The sequence below is a fragment of the Streptomyces caniferus genome, assembly GCF_009811555.1.
In the GTDB taxonomy this organism is placed as follows: Bacteria; Actinomycetota; Actinomycetes; order Streptomycetales; family Streptomycetaceae; genus Streptomyces; species Streptomyces caniferus.
Genome location: NZ_BLIN01000005.1, coordinates 1,927,717 through 1,948,801, shown reverse-complemented (window position 1 = coordinate 1,948,801; position 21,085 = coordinate 1,927,717). Strand labels below are relative to the sequence as shown.

Below are 21,085 nucleotides of genomic sequence, written 5' to 3'. Positions count from 1 at the left end.
TCAGTCCGCCCGGCTTCCGGATGCCCGGCCGGCGCGCCGCCGTACCGCGCCGGCCAGCAGCAGGACGCCGCTGAGTGCCGCCACCGCGAGGACCCCGCCGCGCAGCGACCACAGATGCAGCGCGAGCATGGCCTGTGCCACCAGCAGGTCGACGGCGAGCGCCCCGGCGCCCGCCGCGACCGCGCGTCCCAGCGGATCCATCCGGCCGAGCGCCAGGGCGAGCGCACCGGCGGGCGCCATCAGAAGGAAGAAGAGGGTGAACGGCGCGCGCAGGGGCGAGCCGATGTCGGCGAGCGCGAGGACGGCTCCCATGACACCGATGCCGACCGCCACCCCCGCGATCAGCGACGCGGCGGCGCCCGTCGGCCGTTCCTCGGACGGTGGCAGGTCGTGCGAGCCGTGCCGCTCGATGTTCTTGGTGTGCATTGGCAGCTTTGCCCCCCATAAGCGCCGGATGCCGGGCCTCAATGTCGCGCAACGCTCGGAGCACCGTCAAGACACGAAGAAGACCGGAAACCTACGCAACCGTGCGAGGGGGCAGGTGTGGCGGGCCGCCCTCGGACGGCGCAATGGCGGCGATGCGGGCCGGACGTCCGGAAACTTGGGGGACGTGCCGCGAGGTGAGGTGACCGCTGGAAGGAGCCGCGTCCGTGGAGCCGCCGAGCGGTACCGCCCTGACGGTGATCATGGTCTGTCTGACCGTGGCCACCGGGATGCTCGACGCCGTCAGCTTTCTGGCGCTCGGTCAGGTCTTCACCGCCACCCAGACCGGCAATCTGCTCTTCCTCGGCTTCGGCATCGCCGGGCAGGGCGGACTGCCGGTCCTGGCGACGGCGGTGTCGCTGGGCGCCTTCGCGCTGGGCGCGGCGCTCGGGGGCCGGATGGAATCGACGCTGGCCGCCCGGCAGCGCCAGTGGTTCCCGGTCGCGCTGGCCGTCGAGGCGGCGCTGCTGGTCGCCGCCGCGGCGGCCGCATGGGAGTCGGGTCCGGCCCGGGGTCTGCCGCCGGGCCGGCGCTATGTCGTCATCGGGCTGATGGCGGTGGCGATGGGCATGCGCAATGTCACCGCCATGCGCGCCGCCGCCCCCGACCTCACCACGACGGTGGAGACCCGGGCGATGACGGCCCTGGTCAGCGCGTCGCCACTGGGGCACGACAAGCGACTGGGGTACGGCAGCCACGCCGCGGGCCGCCGGCTGTTCTCGGTCTCCGCGATGTTCGCCGGGGGACTCCTCGGCGCCGGACTGCTCGGCCTGGGCACCCGTCCCACGCTGGTGATCCTGCTGGTGGCCGTCTTCATCGCGGCCACCGCCTTCGTCGTCCCCGGCCTCGCCCGCAACCTGCACCCCACGGACGACTGATGGGCCCACCGGACACCCGGCGGGAGAGGGAGGGGCCCGCGTACGCCACCGTGCGGGAGGGTGCAGCCGTCAGCCGTCAGCCGTCAGCCGTCAGCCGTCAGCCGTCAGCCGTCCACCGACAGCCGTGGCGGTCGCGGCCGTCGTGGCCCACGAAGGCCCGAGGAGGCCCTGAACATCCCCTCAGATCGGCATATTTGCCGTGAACCGCTGACGACTTTTGGCATGGACACTTCCGGCTACCCGCGAGTTTTGCTACGACGAATGTGGCAGAGATCCTGCTAAGGGAGGTTCCATGAGACTGTCCCGATTCGCGGCCTTGACTTCCACCTTCTTCGTCACCACGGCGCTCGCGCTCACCGGCGCGAGCGCCGCCGCGTCTGCTCAACTCCCCACCGCCACGGGCTATGTGGCCCTCGGCGACTCCTACTCCTCCGGTGTCGGAGCCGGCAGCTACGACAGTGCCAGCGGCTCCTGCAAGCGCAGCACCAAGGCCTACCCGGCCCTGTGGGCCGCCGCGCACTCCCCCTCCTCCTTCCAGTTCACCGCCTGTTCCGGCGCCCGAACGGGTGACGTCCTCAACAGCCAGCTCGGTCCGCTGAGCAGCTCCACCGGCCTGGTCAGCATCACCATCGGCGGCAACGACGCAGGTTTCGCCGACACCATGACGACCTGTGCGCTCCAGGGCGAGAGCGCCTGTCTGGCCCGGGTGGCCCAGGCCAGGACCTACATCGACACCACCCTGCCCGGTCAGCTCGACGGGGTGTACAGCGCCATCTCCCGCAAGGCCCCGGCCGCACACGTGGTGGTCGTGGGCTATCCCCACTTCTACAAGCTCCAGGGAAGCTGTATCGCCGGCCTCTCCGAGAAGTCCCGTGCCGCGATCAACGGGGCCGCCGACGAGATCAACGGCGTCACCGCCAAGCGCGCCGCCGACCACGGCTTCACCTTCGCCGACGTCAACACCACCTTTTCCGGACATGAGCTGTGCTCCGGCAGCGCCTGGCTGCACAGCGTGACCTTCCCGGTCATCGAGTCCTACCACCCCACCGCTGCCGGGCAGTCCGGCGGCTATCTGCCGGTGTTCGCCTCCGCTGCGTAATCATCCGCCCGTCGGGCGCCGGGGGGAGGCGGTGAGATCCCGGTCTCTCCTCGTGCGTCCTGGCGGCCCGTCAGGCCCTCCGCAAGGCTTCCGCGGCAGTCCGATGACGCTCAACTCGCCCTGGTCCATGCGGTGTACGTGCCATTCCGTATGGTGTTCGTCAACGCCAAGGCGGGGCAGGTGAATCCGTTGACCGGTCTGCACGCGTGTCCTCCAAGAGAGATAGGGTTACCCTGCCCGGGCCGGGTGCCCTCGTAGGGTGGGGAGAGTCATGGAACAGATAACAGTGCGTAGCAGGGCGCGAGTCCCTGCCATCAACTGCGGGAGTAGTGCATCCAGTGCGCGCCTCGACCGCCATTTCGCCGTGCTGGGTGGCCCCGCCATCCCGCAGCGTGAGGTGGAGGGCGCGACCTCGCTGATGCAGGAGCTCACCGCGCGTGATCGTGTCCGCTCGAGGAACAGCCGCGGCGCCAGGGTGTCGCTGTTCGCGCCGCTGCGCAGGCTGCGGCGCTCGCTGTTCGGCGGGCACGGCTGATCCGCTTCTGAAGCGGCAACTCGGGCGATCACACCGTCCCGGCGCGGCACTGCGGTCCGATCGCTCGTCAGGCCCAGGGCGCCGGAAGCGTGTCGGTGTGCTCGCCGGGGCGGGGAAACCTTGCCCCGGAGCCGCCGTGAGGTACCCCGTTCGACTGCTCGGCCCCGTCCCCACCCGGCCGGCACATCACTCCCCACCACCCGTTGCCCGGCAACGGGTGGTGTTTTGTGCGTCAGGGGCAGCGCAGGGACGGCGTGACCGGAGGACTGTGCGGCGGGCCACGACGGCCGGATGGCGCCCCGGCGCTCACAGCAGCGCGAACTGCCCTTCCGGACCCTCCTCGTGATGGTCGAGCACGGAGGCCGGGCGGTGTGCGGAGACCGGCGCCGGGAGGAGGCCGGCCGCGCGGAGCTCGCCGGCCGTCAGCTGCGGGCCGTCCGCCGTGTGGTGTCGCAACTCCGAGCACTGCGGCCGGAGTTCGGACACCAGTGCCAGTACGGTGATCAGCTCCAGCAGCTCCGAGGTCCACTCCTGCCGCCAGTCCGCGGGGCGCAGCGCCGCCAGCGAACCGGCCTCGGGCGCGTCCGTGCCCGCCGCGGCGGTACCGGTGCGCTCGGCCAGCCACGCCTCCAGGACGCGTACGCCGCCCGCGTGGGCGTCCCAGGCGCCCTGGGGTACCGGCGAGATCCGGCCGTCGCCGAGCAGCAGCGCCTCCTCGGCCGGGTCGTAGGCGATGTCCTGCGGCAGCCCGCGGGCGGGGAGCGCGGAGCGTACGTACGGGCGCCGGCCGCCCGGCATCCGGGGCCGCTCGCCGCCGCCGTCCCTCCCGTGCGCGAAGGCGCCCCGGGTGGTGAGCCAGAGCAGCCGCTCGCCGAGCGCGACGCCGCGGTCCCACAGCTCGGGGTCGGCGGTGAGCGGCACCGTGCAGCCGTCGGGGGAGTGGTGGGCGCTCGCGACGAGCCAGGCGAGCAGATCCGCCGGCCGCGCCGGGCGGTCCAGGCGCATGCCGAGCAGGGCGAGCAGCCCCGGGGCGAGATTGGGCTCGTGCCCGCCGGGCCGTCGGTAGAACGGGCGGATCCGTCCGGGGCGGCCGGCCGGCGAACGCCCGTCGGGCAGCAGCGCGGAGCACACCACGGCGGGGCCGGGCACCTGCGGCACCTGCCCCCACTCGACCACGAACAGCTGCCGCTCGTCCGCCACCCGCCACAGCTCCGGCCGTGCGCCGTCGATCAGCCGGTGGTCGGGCAGCAGCCACTGCTGGTCGAACGGGCCGTGCGTCACCCGCACCGGCTCGGGGCACGGGCCGGCCGCCCGGTACAGCCGCTCGGTCGCGGTGGCCTGTCCCGGCAGCTGGCCGACGGCGGAGTGCAGGGTCCGGGCCCGGGACGGCCGGAACAGCCGTTCGCGGGCCGCCGTGTCCTGGGCGGCCACCAGCGCCGCCCAGCGGGCGCGCAGCGTGGCCGGATCGGGGGACAGCACCCAGGAGCGGCCGAGCCGCAGCGGCGCCACGGACCAGGGCATGAGATCGGACAGCCGTGGCGCGTCCTGCTTCGCCGTCACGCGGAGCCCCTCCCGGACCGTTCGGTTGACCCCGGCATGGTATCCACCGGTCCGGCGGCGGTACCGAATCCGCAGGCCACGTCCACCGCCGGGGGCGGGCGCCGAGGCGGTCTTCCGCTAGCTGATCTTGGAGGAGTACGGTCCTCGCCGTACGCCCGACCACGCGGTGCGGACCTGGCTCCGTCCCGTGCGCCGGGACCTGCTCCGGGGAGGACCGCCATGACGGACACCACCTCCCCCACGCCTGAACGGCGCGGGGGAACCCCCATCGGCAGCCGGGCCGCCGCGCGGCTGGACCGGCTGCCGCCGTCCCGGTGGCACCGCCGGATCACCCTCATCGTCGGCATCGGCGCCTTCTTCGACCTCTACGAGATCTTCCTCGGCGGCGTGCTGGCCGCGGCCCTCGCCGAACAGTGGCACCTCGGGCACACCGCGAAATCCTGGGTGATCGCCGCAGGGTTCCTGGGCATGTTCGTCGGCGCGAACGTGCTCTCCGTGCTCGCCGACCGCTTCGGACGCCGCCGGATGTTCATGGTCAACCTGGCGGCCTACTCGTTCTTCTCGCTGCTCTGTGCCTTCTCCCCGAACCTGTCCTGGCTGCTCGCGCTGCGCTTCCTGTCCGGGCTGGGGCTGGGCGCCGAACTCGTGCTGGTGGACACCTACCTCGCGGAGTTCCTGCCCCGCGCGGTACGCGGCCGCTATATCGCCCATGCGTACACCTTCGGGTTCCTCGGGGTGCCGGTCGCCGCGCTGCTCGGTGCCCGGCTGGTGGCCGCGCATCAGCTGCTGGGCGTCGAGGGCTGGCGCTGGCTGCTGGTCGCCGGGGCGCTGGGTGCCGGGTTCCTCCAGGTGATGCGCCGCCAACTCCCGGAATCACCACGGTGGTTGACGGTGCAGGGGCGTGGCGAGGAGGCCGAACGGATCGTGGCCGGGCTGGAGGAACGGGTGGCCCGGGAGAGCGGCGGCAGCCTGCCGTCGGTGCCGGAGGCGGAGACCGTCTGGGAGCGGAAGGTGCCGCTGGGCGAGATGTTCCGCGGCGACCAGCGGCGGCGCACCGTCATGTGGTGGATCTTCCAAGTGCTGCAGACCGTCGGCTACTACGGCTTCGGGTCGCTGGCGCCGGTGGTGCTCACCGCCAAGGGCCACACCGTCACCGAGTCGCTGCTGTACGCGGCGCTGAGCTTCTGCGGCTATCCGGTCGGCTCCGCGCTGTCCATCCCGCTCATCGACCGGATCGAGCGCCGGACGCTGATCATCGCCTCGGCCCTCGGCATCGCCGGCTGCGGCCTGGCCTTCGGCTTCGCCGACGCCACCTGGGCCATCATCGCCTTCGGCTTCCTGCTGACGGTGTGCAGCAACGTCTTCTCCAATGCCTTCCACGTCTACCAGACCGAGATCTTCCCCACCGGCCTGCGCAGCAGCGCGATCGGCATCGCCTACTCGCTGTCCCGGCTCACCTCGGTGCTCCTGCCGTTCGTCGCCCTGACCGTCCTGAACGACCTGGGCGCACCCGCGGTGTTCGCCGGCTCGGCCGGACTGATGCTGCTGCTCTGCCTGGACGTGGCGCTCCTGGGCCCGCGCAGCACGGGTCGAAGCCTGGAGAGAATCTGATGTTTCGCTAGGCTTTGCTTCCTTCCCACGTTTTTGTCTTTGGCGCCGTGGTGGTTGTTCGCCGTTTATCGCCCGCTGCGCGGTGCCCGGCCGCTGCGCTTTGCCTGTCCGCTGCGCTTTGCCTGTCCCGCCGTGGTGGTTGTTCGCCGTTGCGCCTGCGGCGGGCGGGGCCGCTGCGCGGGGCTGTCGGGGTGCGGTGACGGGCCTGCGCGGGTGGGGGTGTCCGGACTGCTTCGCTTTACGTCCGGACACCCCCACCCGCTCCGACCCGTCCCCTCCCGTGGGTGGGAGGGGGAAAGGGCAGGTGGGGGTCATCGTGACGGGTCCGGTGCGGCTCGTGGGCTGCAGAGAAGCGGTGATGGGTGGCCCGCCCCCACTCACCGTTACTCAATTCCCCCACGGGAGGGGACGGGCCGGAGGGGCCTGGTGTGTGGACGTAAAGCGCAGCAGTCCACACACCAGGCCCCGCAGGCCCGTCACCGCACCCACAGCCCCGCGCAGCGGACCCGGCCCGCCGCAGGCGCAACGGCGAGCAACAACAACGGCGGGACAGCCGACAACGTGGGAAGCCGCCGCCAGGCGCAACGGCGGGCGCACCGCGTTAGCGGGCGACAAACGGCGAGCAACACCCACGGCGGCAAAGCCAAAAACGTGGGAAGCCAGGCTACGCCTCAAGCGTGACGGTGAAAGAGAAGCGGTCGCCGCGATAGTGGATTCGCGCGACATCGACCGCGCGGCCGTCCTCGTCGTAGGTGATGCCCGTGTAGTGCAGGATCGGGCTGAGCAGCGGGACCTCCAGGAGTCGGGCGGTCTCCGGGTCGGCGAGCCGGGCCTCGACGGTGTCGGTGATCCGGCTGATCCGTACGCCGACCGCGTCCCGCAGCACCTTCGTCATCGGCCAGCGCAGCAGATCCGCCGGATCGATCCGCGCGGCGACCTCCGGGTGGACGTAGTTGTGGGCGTGGTTGGTCGGTTCGCCGGTCTCCTCGTCGCTGCGCAGCCGGCGGAATCCGGTCACCTCGGTCATGTCCGGGAAGTACTCGGACAGTTCGGACGGTACGGGGACGGGCCCCTGCTCCAGCAGTTCGGTGCGCATCCCGGACTGCTGGGCCACGATCGCGTCCACCGAGCCCAGCAGCCGCACCGGCGCCCCGCGTCGGGCGTTCGGCTCGATGAAGGTGCCGCGGCGCCGGTGCCGGCTGATCAGGCCCTCCGCCTCCAGCTCCTTGAGGGCCTGGCGCATGGTCAGCACGCTCACGCCGTAGTGCGCCGCGAGCGTGTCCTCGGTGGGCAGCCGCAGCGGCGCCTCGGGGGAGCGGCCCAGTATGGAGGCGCGCAACGACTGCGAGACCTGGTACCACAGCGGCAGCTTGCGGTTCAGGGCGAGTGAGTCGGGAGCGAAGGTGGTCACGAAGCGTTCCCCGGTGTCACGGGCGGAAATGGCGCTGGAGACCCTGCCACACGTCGTCGTAGCCGTGCTGCAGATGGCCCGCGTCCCGGGCCTGTTCGGTCAGGGTCAGCGGCCAGCGGGTCTCGAACATGAAGGCCAGCCCGTCGTCGATCTTCTGCGGCCGCAGCTCGGCGGCGCTCGCCCGGTCGAAGGTCTCCCGGTCGGGACCGTGCGCCGACATCATGTTGTGCAGGGACCCGCCGCCCGGGACGAAGCCCTCCGCCTTGGCGTCGTAGGCGCCCTCGATCAGGCCCATGTACTCGGTCATCACATTGCGGTGGAAGTAGGGCGGCCGGAAGGTGTCCTCGCCGACCAGCCAGCGCGGCGCGAAGGCCACGAAGTCCACGCCCGCCAGCCCCGCGGTGTCGGAGGGGGAGGTGAGGACGGTGAAGATCGACGGGTCGGGGTGGTCGTAGCTGATCGAGCCGATGACATTGAAGCGGCGCAGGTCGTAGACGTACGGGACGTGGTTGCCGTGCCAGGCGACGACATCCAGCGGCGAGTGGTCGTAGGTGGCCGTCCAGAGGGTGCCGCAGAACTTGTTGACGACCTCGACGGGGCCCTCGACGTCCTCGTAGGCGGCGACCGGGGCGCGGAAGTCGCGGGCGTTGGCCAGGCCGTTGGCGCCGATCGGGCCCAGGTCGGGGAGCTGGAAGGGGCGGCCGTAGTTCTCGCAGACATAGCCGCGGGCGGCCGGGCCCGGTCCGCCGTCGGGAGCCGTGTCCAGCAGCTCGACGCGGAAGCGGACGCCGCGCGGGATCAGCACGACCTCGCCGGGTTCGGCGTGCAGCAGGCCGAGTTCGGTGCGCAGCAGCAGTCCGCCCTGCTCCGGCACGATCAGCAGCTCGCCGTCCGCGTTGCCGAACACCCGCCGTTCCATGGAGGTGTTGGCGCAGTACAGATGGACGGCCATGCCGGTGCGCTGGGTGGCGTCGCCGTTGCCGCCCAGCGTCCACAGTCCGTCCAGGAAGTCGGTCGGGCCGGTGGGCGCGGGCAGGGGGTTCCAGCGCAGCCGGTTGGGGTCGGGGGTGCAGTCGGTGAACGGCGCGGAGCGGACGGCGCGCTGCTCGGCGGGCACGAACGGCGGATGGGCGGCCGACGGGCGGATGCGGTAGAGCCAGGAGCGGTGGTTGTGGTCGCGCGGTTCGGTGAACGCGGACCCGCTGAGCTGCTCGGCGTACAGGCCGAGCGGTGCGCGCTGGGGGGAGTTGCGGCCCACCGGCAGCGCGCCCGGGACGGCCTCCGAGCTGTGCTCGTTGCCGAAGCCGGTGGTGTACGTCAGCCCTTCGGCCGTCTTCCTCGCCTGCTCGTTGCCCGTACCTGCCATCGCGTGCTCCCGCCGCTCAAGGAATCCTATGCAAGACCTTAGGATTGCCGTCGAGGGCCGTCAACGGAGACTCCCGGCCGCGTCGGCCGGATCGCGGCGGTCGGCCGGATCGCGGCCGAGGGGGACCCCGTCCGTCCTGGCGGCGGGCAGGATGGACGGGTGCAGCAGCCGACTCCCCGCCCCGCCACACCGTCCGTCGCCCTGCGCCGTGCGCCCGTCCAGCGGCGCAGCGCCCAGCGCCTGGCCAGAATCCTGGACGCCTGTGCCGAAGTCCTGGAGGAGGCCGGATACGACGAGCTGAGCACCCGGGCGGTGGCCGGCCGCGCCGGGGTCCCGATCGGCTCGGTCTACCGTTTCTTCCCCAACAAGCGCGCGATGGCCGAGGCCCTGGCCCGGCGCAATCTCGACGCCTACGCGGACCGCATCACCGCCCGGCTGACCGCCCCGGCCGACCAGCCGCTGCAGTGGCGCCGCGCGATGGACGTGGTGGTCGACGAATACCTCGCCATGAAGCGGACGATGCCGGGTTTCGCCCTGGTGGAGTTCACCGTCCCCGCCCCGCAGGCCGCGCGGCAGGCCAATTACGAGGTCGCCGACCGGCTGCGCGCCCTCTTCGCGGGCCCGCTCGGCCTGGACACCGCCGACGAGCGGCTGCGCACCGCCTTCCTGGTCGGCGTCGAGACGGCCGACGCCCTGCTCCAGCTCGCCTTCCGTACCGACCCGGCCGGTGATCCCGCCATCGTCACGGAGACCAAGGAACTGCTCCGGGCCTATCTGGCGCGCTATCTGGACGGGACGGGCGCGGCGGGGGAGGGCGCGGGGGAGGGGCAGGGGTAGGCCGGGTGCCGGGGGTGCCGCTTGTGCGCACGCCCTTCCGGGGAGATCCGCATTGACCTGGGGTTTTGCTCGTATTGCTCGCGCGTCAAGACCTTGTTAACAAAAGTTTGCGGGACCTAACGTCGCCTGAACCGCCACCCCCCGGCAGTTGTTCAAGGGCGAACGTGAGGTACCCCTAATGCTGACAATCCTCGGATTTGTCATGATCGCCACCTTCCTGGTGCTGATCATGATGAAGAAGATGTCACCGATGGCCGCGCTGGTGCTCATCCCCGCGCTGTTCTGCATCCTGGTCGGACAGGGCGCGCACCTGGGCGACTACGTCCTCAAGGGCATCGGCGACCTGGCCCCCACGGCCGCGATGCTGATGTTCGCCATCATCTACTTCGGGGTGATGATCGACGTCGGTCTCTTCGACCCGATCGTCCGCGGCATCCTGAAGTTCTGCAAAGCCGATCCGGTGCGGGTGGTGGTCGGCACGGCCCTGCTCGCCGCGATCGTCTCGCTCGACGGCGACGGCTCCACCACCTTCATGATCACGGTCTCGGCGCTCTACCCGCTCTACAAGCGGCTGAAGATGAGCCTCGTGGTCATGACCGGTGTCGCCGCCACTGCCAACGGCGTGATGAACACCCTTCCCTGGGGCGGCCCGACCGCCCGCGCCGCCACCGCACTCAAGCTCGACGCCGGCGACATCTTCGTCCCGATGATCCCCGCCCTGGCGGTCGGCCTGGTCGCGGTCTTCGCCCTCGCCTACGTCCTCGGCCGGCGCGAGCGCAAGCGGCTCGGCGTCCTGACCCTCGGCGACACCCGGCTGGTGACCGGGACCGCGGACGAGAAGGAGACCGAGCAGGTCCTGGTCGGCGCGGGCGCCGGCGGCACGGGGGGCACCGGGACCGGTGCGCGGCTGGGAGCAGGCGGCGCGGGCACCGACGCCGACGCCGAGGCCGACGCGGACCGCGATGCGGCCACCGGGGCCGACGACGATGACGGCCTCCAGGTCCTGGACCCGGAGCGCGCCACCCTGCGCCCCAAGCTCTACTGGTTCAACGCCGCGCTCACCATCGCGCTGCTCACCCTGCTGATCCTGCAGGTCATGCCGATCCCGGTCCTCTTCCTCCTCGGCGCGGCGCTCGCCCTCACCGTCAACTTCCCGCACATGAAGGACCAGAAGGCCCGCGTCGCCGCCCACGCCGAGAACGTCCTCAACGTGTCCGGGATGGTCTTCGCCGCCGCCGTCTTCACCGGCGTGCTCACCGGCACCGGCATGGTCGAGCACATGGCGCGCTGGCTGGTCAGCGGCATCCCCGACGCCCTCGGCCCGCACATGGGGCTCGTCACCGGCATCCTCAGCATCCCGCTGACCTACTTCATGTCCAACGACGGTTTCTACTTCGGCATCGTCCCGATCCTCGCCGAGGCCGGCGCCGCGCACGGTGTGGCCCCCATCGAGATCGCCCGTGCCTCGCTCGTCGGCCAGGCCCTGCACATGTCCAGCCCGCTGGTCCCCGCCGTCTACGTCCTCGTCGGCATGGCCAAGGTCGAGTTCGGCGACCACACCAAGTTCACCGTCAAGTGGGCCGCGCTGACCTCCCTGGTGGTCCTGTGCGCCGGTGTGCTCTTCGGCATCCTCTAGATGACCGCCACCGGTACCGCGAGGCCCGGCAGGGGATGGCTGCTGCGCCTGGTCCTCACCTTCTCCTTCGCCCAGGGAGCGGTGAGCATGGCCAGGCCGGCCGTCTCCTACCGGGCCCTCGCCCTGGGCGGTTGGGGTCTCCCCTGCTCGAACGTAGTTGAGAGCTTGGGGAAGAACGCGCCATCGGCGTGATCACCGCCGTCTACGCACTGTTGCCGCTGCTCGTCGCCGTCCCGCTCGGCCGCCGTACCGACCACGGCCGCTGCGCTCCGCTGCTGGTCGTCGGGGTGGCGCTGATCAGCGGTGGCTGTGCGCTCAGCGGTCTGGCCGGTTCGCTGCCGGTGATGGCCGCCTGGAGCGGTGTGATGGGGCTGGGGCACCTCTGCTTCGTCATCGGCGCCCAGTCGATCGTCGCCCGCCGCAGCGCCCCCGAGGACCGCGACCGCAACTTCGGCCACTTCACCATCGGCGCCTCCCTGGGCCAGCTGATCGGCCCGGTCGCCGCCGGGCTCGTCATCTCGGAGCGCGACGGCCGGATGGCCCCGACGAGCGCCGCTGCCCTGCTCGTCTCGGGCGCCGTCGCCGCCCTCTCCTACGCCTCGCTCTGGCGCCTGGAACAGCGCACCCGCGCCGTGACGCCGGGCGCCGCGGACCGGACGGCCGGACCCCCGGTCCCGGTGCGCGGCATCCTGCGCACCCGTGGTGTGCCGGCCGGCATCTTCATGAGCCTGGCCGTGCTCTCCGCGACGGACATCCTCACCGCCTATCTCCCCGTCATCGGCGAGGACCGGGCCATCGCCCCCACGACCATCGGCCTGCTGCTCAGCCTGCGGGCCGCGGCCACCATCGCCTGCCGGCTGGTGATGACGCCGATGATCCGGTGGCTGGGCCGCACCGCGCTGATGGCCGGCAGCTGTGCGGGGGGCTGGTGCTGCCGGTCCCGGTCGCGGGGCTCGCGGCGATGCTCGCCGCGCTCGGCTTCTGTCTGGGCGTCGGCCAGCCGCTGTCGATGACGACCGTCGTCCAGGCCGCCCCCGACCGGGCCCGCAGCACGGCGCTGGCGCTCCGCCTGACCGGCAACCGGCTCGGCCAGGTCGCCGCCCCCGCCGGCGCCGGACTGCTGGCCGGCCTCGCGGGCACCGCCGCGCCCTTCGTCCTGCTCGGGGCGCTGCTGCTGGCCTCCGCCGGGCTGGCCGCCCGTACGGGGCAGGCGCCCGGCGGCCCCGCCGTGCCGTCGCGGGGCGTACGGAGCGGACGGCAACCGCGGTGCGCGGCAAGGCGGGATACCCCGGGCTGACCCGGGGAAAGTTGTCGCCGTCGGCCAAGGCGCGGCACCGCGGCCGCCCCTTAGGCTCGTGGCGACCCTCACCCCCTCGTGTGCGGTGGCCCTGGCGCCCGCAAAACTACCGGCGCTAGTTTGGGTGCGATGACCATAGCCGGCCTCGGGAGGACCACGACGTGAAGCAGCACGACGCGATGTACATCGACGGAAGCTGGCGGCCCGCCGAGGGCAGCGGCACGATCGAGGTCGTCAACCCGGCCGACGGGCAGGTCATCGCCACCGTCCCGGCCGGCTCGGCGCAGGACGTGGACGCCGCGGTCCGGGCCGCCCGCGCGGCGCTGCCGGGCTGGGCCGCCACCGCGCCCCAGGAGCGCGCGGCCCGGCTGGCCGCGCTGCGCGACCAACTCGCCGACCGCGCCGGGGAGATCGCCGAGACCGTCACCGCCGAACTCGGCTCGCCGCTCGCCTTCAGCACGAGGGTGCACGCCGGGGTGCCGGTCGCGGTCTGCGGCTCGTACGCCGAACTGGCCGGCACCCACTCCTTCGAGGAGAGGATCGGCAACTCCACCGTGCTCCACGAACCGGTCGGGGTGGTGGGCGCGATCACGCCCTGGAACTATCCGCTGCACCAGGTCGTCGCCAAGGTAGCGCCGGCACTCGCGGCCGGCTGCACGGTGGTGCTCAAACCCGCCGAGGACACCCCGCTGGTCGCCCAGCTCTTCGCCGAGTGCGTCGACGCGGCCGGGATACCCGCCGGTGTCTTCAACCTCGTCACCGGCCTCGGGCCGGTCGCCGGACAGGCGCTCGCCGAGCACGAGGGCGTCGACCTGGTCTCCTTCACCGGCTCGACGGCCGTCGGCAAGCGGATCGGTGCCCTCGCGGGCGCCGCGGTCAAGCGGGTGGCGCTGGAGCTGGGCGGCAAGTCCGCCAACGTCATCCTGCCCGGCGCCGACCTGCCCAAGGCGGTCGCGGTCGGCGTCGCCAACGTCATGGCCAACTCGGGCCAGACCTGCAGCGCCTGGACCCGGATGCTGGTCCACACGGACCAGTACGACGAGGCCGTCGAGCTGGCGACGGCGGCGGCCGCCAAGTACGTGCCCGGGGAGAAGGTCGGCCCGCTGGTCAACGCCGCGCAGCGGGACCGGGTGCGCGGCTGCATCGAGCGGGGCATCGCCGAGGGCGCGCGGGTCGTCGCGGGCGGCCCGGAGGCGCCCGCGGGGGCGGGCTACTACGTCGCGCCGACCGTCTTCGCCGACGTCACCTCGGAGATGACCCTCGCCCAGGAGGAGATCTTCGGCCCGGTCCTGTCGATCCTGCGGTACGAGGACGAGGACGACGCCGTCCGGATCGCCAACGACACCGTCTACGGGCTGGCCGGCGCGGTCTGGGCGGGCGACGACGCCGAGGCGGTCGCCTTCGCCCGCCGGCTGGACACCGGCCAGGTCGACATCAACGGGGGCCGGTTCAACCCCCTTGCCCCGTTCGGCGGTTACAAGCAGTCCGGCGTCGGCCGCGAGCTGGGGCCGCACGGGCTGAGCGAGTACCTGCAGACCAAGTCGCTGCAGTTCTGATCCGGCCGCGCGGCGGGCGTCGCGGCCGGTGCCGCACCCCGCCGCGACGCCCGCCCTTCCCGCGCTTCCCGCCAGTCCCCGTCCTCCGTCGTCCCGTCTTCTGTCCTCCGTCCCGAGGAGTTCTCCCGTGGTCCGCGCCGCCGTACTGTCCGCCGTGAACGCCCCGTTGCGGGTCGCCGAGATCGACCTGCCCGAGCCCGGCCCCGGCCAGGTCCGCATCCGGCTCGCCGCCGCCGGTGTCTGCCACTCCGATCTGTCCCTGTCCAACGGCACCCTGCGCCAGCCGGCCCCGGCCGTCCTCGGGCACGAGGGCGCGGGCACCGTCACCGCGGTGGGTCCCGATGTGACCACGGTGGCCCCCGGTGACCAGGTCGTCCTCAACTGGGCGCCCTCCTGCGGCGACTGCCACTTCTGCGGGCTGGCCGAGCCCTGGCTGTGCGCCCACGCGGGCCGCGCCGCGGACGCCCCGTACGCCACGCTCGCCGCCGACGCCACCGACCTCTACCCGGGCCTGGGCACCGCCGCGTTCGCCGAGGAGACCGTGGTGCCCGCGCGGGCCGCGCTGCCGCTGCCGGACGGGGTGCCGCTCGCCGACGCGGCGCTGCTCGGCTGCGCGGTGCTCACCGGCTGGGGCGCCGTGCACCACAGTGCCCGGGTGCGTGCCGGGGAGTCGGTGGCGGTCTTCGGCGTCGGCGGGGTGGGCCTGGCCACGCTGCAGGCGGCGCGGATCGCCGGCGCCGGGCCGATCGTGGCGGTGGACGTCTCGCCGGAGAAGGAGGAGCTGGCCCGCGCGGCGGGCGCCACGGAGTTCGTGGTGGCGGGCGACGACACCGCCAAGCGGATCCGCAAGCTCACCTCGGGAGTGGGCGCCGACGTCGCCGTGGAGTGCGTGGGCCGCGCCGACACCATCCGTACGGCCTGGTCGGCGACCCGGCGCGGCGGCCGTACGACGGTCGTCGGCATCGGCGGGCAGGACCAGCAGGTCGCCTTCTCCGCCCTGGAGCTCTTCTACTTCGGCCGGACGCTCTCCGGCTGTGTCTACGGCAACAGCGACCCCGCCCGCGACCTCCCGGTCATCGCCGGACATGTCCGCTCCGGCGCGCTCGACCTGTCCGCACTGGTCACCGAGCGGATCGGCCTGGACGGCATCCCGGCCGCCTTCGACGCGATGCTGGCGGGCAAGGGCGGGCGGGCGCTGGTCGTGTTCTAGACGGCATCCCGGCCGCGGGCCGGTCGTCTTCCGGGCGGCCGGCGAGGAGGGCCGGGGTGCGGAAGGCGCCCCGGCCGGTGCCGTCCGGCCACCGGAAAAACTCGTGCCGCGCGGTCCGTTGACGCCGTACCGGCCGGTCGGTACGGTCGCCCGGCATCACGGCGCCGCCCCCCTCCCTTCCCGCACCCCCTCGGAGTGTGCACGCATGGACACGGCCCCCTCCGCGCCTCACGGCTCCACCGGCACCCCGCCCTCCTCCCGCAGCCGCCGCAGGGTCGCCACCGCCGCGGCCCTCGCCTCCGCCGTCGAGTGGTACGACTACTTCGTCTTCGGAATCGCCGCCGCGCTCGTCCTCGGCCCCGCCTTCTTCCCCTCGGACAGCCGGGCCGCCGGCGTCCTCGCCTCGTTCGCGACCTTCGCGGTGGGCTTTCTGGCCCGTCCCGTCGGCGGTGTGATCGCCGGTCACCTCGGCGACCGGCGCGGCCGCAAGCCCATGCTGGTGCTCGCGCTGACCGTGATGGGGCTGGCCACCACCGCCATCGGGCTGCTGCCCTCCTACGACTCCATCGGGCTGGCCGCGCCGGTCCTGCTGGTCGTCCTGCGGCTGGTCCAGGGCCTCGCGGTCGGTGCCCAGTGGGGCGGCGCGATGCTGATGGCCACCGAATACGCCCCCGAGGGCAAGCGCGGTCTCTACGGCTCGCTGGTGCAACTCGGCGTGCCGCTCGGCGTGATGACCGCCAACACCGTCTTCCTGCTGGCCGGTGCGGTCACCGACGAGCGGTCCTTCGGCACCTGGGGCTGGCGGGTCCCCTTCCTCGTCGGCGTACTGGTGCTGCTCCTCGCCCGCTACATCCACACCCATGTCGAGGAGACCCCCGCCTTCCGGGCCGCGGAGGAGAAGCCGGCGGCGGCGGAACGGGCCGAGGAGGCGCGCCGTTCACCGCTGCGCACCATCCTGCGGCACCACCTCCGCACGGTCCTGCTGGCCGGCGGCTCGTTCGCGGTGAACACCGCCACCTTCTACATCCTGATCACCGGCGTCCTGGACTACGCCACCCGCGAGCTGGAGATGCGGCGTACCTCCGTGCTGACCGTCTCCCTGCTGGTCAGCCTCACCCAACTCGCCCTGATCCCGGCCGCCGCCGCGCTGTCCGACCGGATCGGCCGGCTGCGGGTGTACGCCGCGGGCGCCGTCGGGCTGCTGCTCTGGGCGGTGCCGATGTTCCTGCTCATCGATACCGCGTCGCTGCTGTGGCTGGCCGTCGGCACCTTCGTCGGCAGCTGCTTCCTCAGCATCATGTACGGCCCGCAGGCCGCGCTGTTCGCCGAGCTGTTCAGCGCCGAGATGCGCTACACCGGCGCCTCGCTCGGCTACCAGATCAGCGCCATCCTGGGCGGCGGCCTCGCGCCGTTCCTGATGGTGCTGCTGCTGGAGGCGAGCGGCACCTCGATGGCGGTGGCCGGGTACATCATGGTGCTGTCCGTCATCGCCCTGGTGTCCATCTGGCTGCTCACGCGCCGTGCGGCGGCGACGGGCGAGCCGGACGGACGGCCGAAGGCGTCGCCCACGCAGGGCTGAGGCCCGGCGGCTCCCCGGCGGCCGACCGTGCGCCGGGGGCTGTGCGGGGCGGTCAGCCGCCCTTAGGCGGCAGGAGTTCCGGGTGCTGCAGCGCCAGACCGTCCACCAGCGCCCGCAGCCCGGTCTCGAACGCCCCCTCGTCCACCTGGCGCTGATGCTCCGCCAGAAGGTGGGCCCGGCCCAGGTGCGGGTAGTCGGCGGGGTCGTAGGCGCTCGGGTCGTCCACGAAGCCGCGGGCGAACGAGCCCAGCGCGGACCCGGCCACGAAGTAACGGACCATCGCACAGACCCTGGTGGCCTGGGCGGGCGGCCAGCCCGCCCCGACCATCCCGCCGAACGCCGCGTCGGCCATTTTCAGCCCGGCGGGGCGGCGGCCGGGGCCCTGGGCGAGGAACGGCACGATCTGCGGGTGCGCGGCGAGCGCCGCGCGGTAGGAGCGGGCCCAGTCGAGGAGTCCGGCGCGCCAGTCCGCGCCCGTCCCGAAGCCCGAGACGTCGACCTCGGCGATCACCGTGTCGGCCACCGCGTCGAGGATCTCGTCCTTGGTCGTGAAGTGGTTGTAGAGGGACGGCCCGCTCACGCCCAGCTCCGCCGCCAGACGCCGGGTGGAGAGCGCCGGCAGCCCTTCGGAGTCGATGAGCGCCAGCGCCGTGGAGACGATGCGCTCGCGGCTCAGCAGGGGCTTGCGGGGTCGGGCCATGACGCACATAGTAGAGGCTGCCCAACGAAAACTAGCAGTGCTAATTAACTGCTCTCGTCCACAAGGGGCCTGAGATGAATCTGGAGCTCAGCGCGGAGCAGACCGCGGTGCGGCAGCTCGCCAAGGACTTCGCCGACCGCGAGATCGCCCCGCACGCCACCGCCTGGGACCGTGCGGAAGCGGTCGACCGCGGCATCGTGAAGAAGCTCGGCGACCTCGGCTTCCTCGGGCTCACCGTCCCCGAGGAGTACGGCGGCTCCGGCGGCGACCACCTCTCCTACGTCCTGGTCACCGAGGAGCTGGGCCGCGCCGACTCCGCGGTGCGCGGCATCGTCTCGGTGTCCCTGGGACTGGTGGCCAAGACCCTCGCCTCCTGGGGCGACGAGGAACAGAAGCGGACCTGGCTGCCCCGGCTCACCTCCGGCGAGGCGGTCGGCTGCTTCGGTCTCACCGAACCGGGCACCGGATCCGACGCGGCAAGCCTCGCCACCCGGGCGGTCCGGGACGGGGACGAGTACGTCATCGACGGCGCCAAGATGTTCATCACCAACGGCACCTGGGCCGATGTCGTGCTGCTCTTCGCCCGCACCGGGGAGGCCCCGGGACACCAGGGCATCAGCGCCTTCCTCGTCCCGGCGGACAGTCCCGGCCTGGAGCGCCGCGAGATCCACGGCAAGCTGGGACTGCGCGGCCAGGCGACCGCGGAGCTGGCCCTGAACGGCGTACGGGTCCCGGCCGCGGCCATGCTGGGGCCCGCGGGCAAGGGGTTCTCGGTCGCGATGTCCGCGCTGGCCAAGGGCCGGATGTCGGTGGCGGCGGGCTGTGTGGGCATCGCCCGGGCCGCCCTGGACGCCGCGGTCGGCTACGCGGGCGAGCGCGAGCAGTTCGGCAAGCCGCTCGCCCGGCACCAGCTGGTGCAGGAGCTGATCAGCGATATCGCCGTGGACGTGGACGCCGCGCGCCTGCTGACCTGGCGGGTGGCCGATCTGATCGAGCGCGGCGAGCCGTTCGCCACCGCCGCGTCGAAGGCCAAGCTGTTCGCCTCCGAGGCCGCGGTGCGTGCCGCCAACAACGCCCTCCAGGTCTTCGGCGGCTACGGCTACATCGACGAGTACCCGGTCGGCAAACTGCTGCGGGACGCCCGGGTGATGACGCTGTACGAGGGCACCAGCCAGATACAGAAGCTGGTCATCGGCCGCGCGCTGACCGGGGTCTCCGCCTTCTGACCGGCCCCTCCGGGGGCGGCCCGTCCGCCTGCCCGCCGGGCCTAAGCGCTTGCTCAGCGGCGCGATATGGTGTTCGATCCGTCAGTGGAGGGTCCCTGGCGGATCGAGGAGCGGGGTACGCGATGGGTGCGGCGGCGGAGCGGGCCGAAGAGGAGAACCAGGAGTGGGCCGGGGTGACCCCGGATGCCGCACGGCGCCTGGTCAGCGCGGCCGTCGAGGCGTTCGCCGAGCGCGGTTACCACGCCACGACCACCCGGGACATCGCGGGCCGGGCCGGGATGAGCCCGGCGGCCCTCTACATCCACTACAAGACCAAGGAAGAGCTGCTCTACCGCATCAGCGGCATCGGTCACGAAAAGGCGCTGCGCATCATGGGTGCCGCCGCCGAGGCCGAGGGCAGCGCCACCGAGCGCCTTCGCGACGCCGTCCGCACCTTCGCCCGCTGGCACGCCGAGCACCACACCACCGCCCGGGTCATCCAGTACGAGCTCCAGGCGCTGGGCCCCGAGCACTACACCGAGATCACCGGTCTGCGCCGCCGGACGGACCGGTTGCTGCGGCAGATCATCCAGGACGGCGCGGACAGCGGGGAGTTCCAGGCCGACGATGTGCCGGGCACCACCCTCGCGGTGCTGTCGCTGTGCGTGGACGTCGCCCGCTGGTTCACGGCGGAGGGCCCGCGGACGCCCGACGAGGTCGGCACCCTCTATGCCGACCTCGTGCTGCGCATGGTGGGCGCGCCGGTGGACCGGACCGCCTCCCGCGAGGAGCAGGCGCAGCGGCCTCCCGGCTGACGGAGGGGCCGGGCGCCGGGACCCGGGTGTCCCGGGACCCGCGGCCCGGCGGCCGCCCGGCTACAGGTAGAAGCGGCTGACCGACTCCGCGACACAGACGGGCTTGTCGCCGCCCTCGCGCTCGATGGTCACGACCGTGGCGAGCTGGACGCCGCCGGGCACCTCCGTCACCTCCGCGATCCTGGCGGTGGCGCGCAGTCGTGAGCCGACCGGGACGGTGGCGGGGAAACGGACCTTGTTGGTGCCGTAGTTGATGCCCATCTTCACGTTGTCGACCCGCATGAGCTGCGGTACGAAAGCGGGCAGCAGCGAGAGCGTCAGATAGCCGTGCGCGATGGTGGTGCCGAAGGGGCCGGCCGCGGCCTTCTCCTGGTCCACATGGATCCACTGGTGATCGCCGGTGGCCTCCGCGAACAGGTCGATCCGCTTCTGGTCGATCTCCAGCCAGTCGCTGGTGCCCAGCTCCTCACCGACTGCGTCCCGCAGTTCGTCGAGCGATCCGAACACTCGGGGCTGTGCCATTTGTCCGCCTCCTCGGGGGTCCGTCCGCCGCTGTTGTGCACCGGCCGACGCTTACTAAGCGCTTGCTCAGCATGCTGAGTGGGGGTGCCCGCTGTCAACGCCCGGGGACGCCCGGCCCGGCGGGCGGACACCGGGCGACCGGTCCCGGCGGGCGGCAGGCCCGGACGCGGCACGTCCTAGGGTGGAACCGTGCCCCAGCTTCCGTACAAGGTTCATGAGCTCACCGTCGGCCAGCTCTCCGCGCGCAGCGGCGCCGCGGTCTCCGCGCTGCACTTCTACGAGTCCAAGGGGCTCATCAGCAGCACCCGGACGGCGGGCAACCAGCGGCGCTACACCCGTGACGCGCTGCGCCGGGTCGCGTTCGTACGGGCGGCGCAGCGGGTGGGGATCCCGCTCGCGGTGATCCGCGACGCACTGGCGGAGCTGCCCGACGAACGCACGCCCAACCGCGCCGACTGGGCCCGGCTCTCCGAGGTCTGGCGCTCCGAGCTGGACGAGCGGATCAGTCAACTCGTCGAGCTGCGCGACCGGTTGACGGACTGCATCGGCTGCGGCTGCCTCTCGCTGGAGAAGTGCGCGCTGTCCAACCCGTACGACAACCTCGGCGAGCAGGGGCCGGGCGCCCGGCGGCTGCGGGTCGACCACGGTGCCAAGGACCCGGAGGGGGCACAGCAGCGGGCCGGCGGCGACCAGCGGCACACGGCGGTGCCGCACGGCGGGCGGGACCCGCAGGAGTGCTGCACGGACGAGCCCTGAGCGGCCGTGCGTCCGCCCCCGCGAGGGCG

Annotated in this window: 18 protein-coding genes and 1 pseudogene; 13 read left to right on the top strand and 6 right to left on the bottom strand. The window is 72.7% G+C overall.

Annotated elements, in window-relative coordinates; all coding sequences use genetic code 11:
* Positions 1 to 426 carry a hypothetical protein gene (locus Scani_RS25220; protein ID WP_246296152.1) on the bottom strand — a complete coding sequence of 142 codons (426 nt, stop codon included), beginning with the start codon at positions 424 to 426 and terminating at the stop codon, positions 1 to 3.
* A 224-nt stretch (positions 427 to 650) separates the two neighbouring features.
* Between Scani_RS25220 and Scani_RS25215 the strand changes: the two genes are divergently transcribed.
* From Scani_RS25215 to Scani_RS25205, 3 genes are all read left to right on the top strand, one after another.
* Positions 651 to 1,361 (top strand): YoaK family protein, encoded by a 711-nt coding sequence (locus Scani_RS25215; protein WP_159480116.1) that lies wholly within the window; start codon positions 651 to 653, stop codon positions 1,359 to 1,361.
* Between the two features lie 292 nt (positions 1,362 to 1,653).
* On the top strand, positions 1,654 to 2,460 hold the full coding sequence (locus tag Scani_RS25210; RefSeq protein ID WP_159480115.1) for an SGNH/GDSL hydrolase family protein: 807 nt from the start codon (positions 1,654 to 1,656) through the stop codon (positions 2,458 to 2,460).
* A gap of 271 nt (positions 2,461 to 2,731) precedes the next feature.
* On the top strand, positions 2,732 to 2,995 hold the full coding sequence (locus Scani_RS25205; RefSeq protein WP_159480114.1) for a hypothetical protein: 264 nt from the start codon (positions 2,732 to 2,734) through the stop codon (positions 2,993 to 2,995).
* Positions 2,996 to 3,301: 306 nt separating this feature from the next.
* On the opposite strand, the gene Scani_RS25200 is transcribed toward Scani_RS25205, so the two are convergent.
* Positions 3,302 to 4,555, bottom strand: coding sequence for a type ISP restriction/modification enzyme (locus Scani_RS25200; RefSeq protein ID WP_159480113.1), 1,254 nt, complete (start codon positions 4,553 to 4,555; stop codon positions 3,302 to 3,304).
* Positions 4,556 to 4,774: 219 nt separating this feature from the next.
* Between Scani_RS25200 and Scani_RS25195 the strand changes: the two genes are divergently transcribed.
* On the top strand, positions 4,775 to 6,166 hold the full coding sequence (locus Scani_RS25195; RefSeq protein ID WP_159480112.1) for an MFS transporter: 1,392 nt from the start codon (positions 4,775 to 4,777) through the stop codon (positions 6,164 to 6,166).
* Positions 6,167 to 6,830: 664 nt separating this feature from the next.
* On the opposite strand, the gene Scani_RS25190 is transcribed toward Scani_RS25195, so the two are convergent.
* Positions 6,831 to 7,577, bottom strand: a complete 747-nt coding sequence (locus tag Scani_RS25190) for a GntR family transcriptional regulator (protein WP_159480111.1) — start codon at positions 7,575 to 7,577, stop codon at positions 6,831 to 6,833.
* Between the two features lie 16 nt (positions 7,578 to 7,593).
* Positions 7,594 to 8,943, bottom strand: coding sequence for a homogentisate 1,2-dioxygenase (hmgA, locus tag Scani_RS25185; RefSeq protein WP_159480110.1), 1,350 nt, complete (start codon positions 8,941 to 8,943; stop codon positions 7,594 to 7,596).
* Positions 8,944 to 9,102: 159 nt separating this feature from the next.
* Between hmgA and Scani_RS25180 the strand changes: the two genes are divergently transcribed.
* From Scani_RS25180 to Scani_RS25155, 6 genes and pseudogenes are all read left to right on the top strand, one after another.
* Positions 9,103 to 9,780, top strand: a complete 678-nt coding sequence (locus Scani_RS25180) for a TetR/AcrR family transcriptional regulator (RefSeq protein ID WP_159480109.1) — start codon at positions 9,103 to 9,105, stop codon at positions 9,778 to 9,780.
* Positions 9,781 to 9,958: 178 nt separating this feature from the next.
* Complete coding sequence (locus tag Scani_RS25175) at positions 9,959 to 11,416, top strand: CitMHS family transporter (RefSeq protein ID WP_159480108.1); 1,458 nt, start codon at positions 9,959 to 9,961, stop codon at positions 11,414 to 11,416.
* Positions 11,417 to 12,713, top strand: a pseudogene (locus Scani_RS25170) (MFS transporter).
* Positions 12,714 to 12,874: 161 nt separating this feature from the next.
* Positions 12,875 to 14,269 (top strand): aldehyde dehydrogenase family protein, encoded by a 1,395-nt coding sequence (locus tag Scani_RS25165; RefSeq protein WP_159480107.1) that lies wholly within the window; start codon positions 12,875 to 12,877, stop codon positions 14,267 to 14,269.
* Between the two features lie 127 nt (positions 14,270 to 14,396).
* Positions 14,397 to 15,479, top strand: coding sequence for a Zn-dependent alcohol dehydrogenase (locus Scani_RS25160; RefSeq protein ID WP_159480106.1), 1,083 nt, complete (start codon positions 14,397 to 14,399; stop codon positions 15,477 to 15,479).
* 205 nt (positions 15,480 to 15,684) lie between these two features.
* Complete coding sequence (locus Scani_RS25155; protein ID WP_159480105.1) at positions 15,685 to 17,058, top strand: MFS transporter; 1,374 nt, start codon at positions 15,685 to 15,687, stop codon at positions 17,056 to 17,058.
* A gap of 52 nt (positions 17,059 to 17,110) precedes the next feature.
* Here the strand turns inward: Scani_RS25155 and Scani_RS25150 are convergent, their stop codons facing one another.
* The gene (locus tag Scani_RS25150; protein WP_159480104.1) at positions 17,111 to 17,758 is read right to left on the bottom strand and encodes a TetR/AcrR family transcriptional regulator; all 648 of its coding nucleotides are present in this window, start codon (positions 17,756 to 17,758) and stop codon (positions 17,111 to 17,113) included.
* 74 nt (positions 17,759 to 17,832) lie between these two features.
* On the opposite strand from Scani_RS25150, the gene Scani_RS25145 reads away from it, so the two are divergent.
* Together Scani_RS25145 and Scani_RS25140 are read left to right on the top strand one after the other, a co-directional pair.
* Positions 17,833 to 18,984, top strand: a complete 1,152-nt coding sequence (locus tag Scani_RS25145; protein ID WP_159480103.1) for an acyl-CoA dehydrogenase family protein — start codon at positions 17,833 to 17,835, stop codon at positions 18,982 to 18,984.
* A gap of 122 nt (positions 18,985 to 19,106) precedes the next feature.
* Positions 19,107 to 19,778 (top strand): TetR/AcrR family transcriptional regulator, encoded by a 672-nt coding sequence (locus Scani_RS25140; RefSeq protein WP_159480102.1) that lies wholly within the window; start codon positions 19,107 to 19,109, stop codon positions 19,776 to 19,778.
* 60 nt (positions 19,779 to 19,838) lie between these two features.
* Here the strand turns inward: Scani_RS25140 and Scani_RS25135 are convergent, their stop codons facing one another.
* On the bottom strand, positions 19,839 to 20,300 hold the full coding sequence (locus Scani_RS25135; protein ID WP_129297156.1) for a MaoC family dehydratase: 462 nt from the start codon (positions 20,298 to 20,300) through the stop codon (positions 19,839 to 19,841).
* Between the two features lie 189 nt (positions 20,301 to 20,489).
* Between Scani_RS25135 and soxR the strand changes: the two genes are divergently transcribed.
* On the top strand, positions 20,490 to 21,056 hold the full coding sequence (soxR, locus tag Scani_RS25130; protein ID WP_159480101.1) for a redox-sensitive transcriptional activator SoxR: 567 nt from the start codon (positions 20,490 to 20,492) through the stop codon (positions 21,054 to 21,056).
* The last annotated feature ends 29 nt before the right edge of the window (positions 21,057 to 21,085 follow it).